The following is a 549-nucleotide window of genomic DNA, read 5'->3' on the forward strand; positions in this document are numbered from 1 at the left end:
CCAATGTCACTGCTTTCCGTAGAGTGCTAAAACGTTTCATGTGTGTTTTCCAGTGTGTTCAGCAATCCGTTGGCGGATCGAATGATCTCGCCTGAATGCATAATTCGTGCGCTTGCTCAAGCAACTTTTGACCGGCCTCGAAACTATTTCGGTCGCGGTCGTTCGCGTGCTGTCCTTGGGCTTGACCGATAAGCGACTGAAGTTCGGTTATCACGATCAGCAGTTCGCGGCGGCTCGGTTTCTTTCCGACCGTCAACATGGCGTTGTTTTCGTCGCTTGCTTGCCGTTGCGCGCTTGCAGTGCACTCAAATCCTGAGTCACTTCCACGACTTGGGAGCGATAGCGCCGTGCATGCGCGGCGAACTCCTTCAGCGCCGCATCGCCTGGCAAAGCGTCCCGCTGCATCGACAGAGCGAGAGCGATACGAAGTCGCGTGCGCACCGCGTAGCGACGATTGCTGGCCTGTGATGCGCGCTTCGCTTGCTTGAGAATCGTTGCCATATTTTCTCCGCTTAGCCCACGCATCGAGCGCGAGCGTTTTCCGTTGTC

General features: G+C 56.1%; 2 protein-coding genes. Both read right to left on the reverse strand.

The window, feature by feature from the left end; genetic code table 11:
• Positions 1 to 58: 58 nt before the first annotated feature.
• Positions 59 to 259 carry a hypothetical protein gene (locus tag LDO54_RS01945; protein WP_224005378.1) on the reverse strand — a complete coding sequence of 67 codons (201 nt, stop codon included), beginning with the start codon at positions 257 to 259 and terminating at the stop codon, positions 59 to 61.
• The coding region (locus LDO54_RS01950) for a hypothetical protein (RefSeq protein WP_224005381.1) at positions 253 to 549 on the reverse strand (297 nt) is incomplete at its 5' end. The genes LDO54_RS01950 and LDO54_RS01945, both read right to left, overlap by 7 nt.

It is taken from the genome of Paraburkholderia tropica, from assembly GCF_914484835.1.
In the GTDB taxonomy this organism is placed as follows: Bacteria; Pseudomonadota; Gammaproteobacteria; order Burkholderiales; family Burkholderiaceae; genus Paraburkholderia; species Paraburkholderia tropica_A.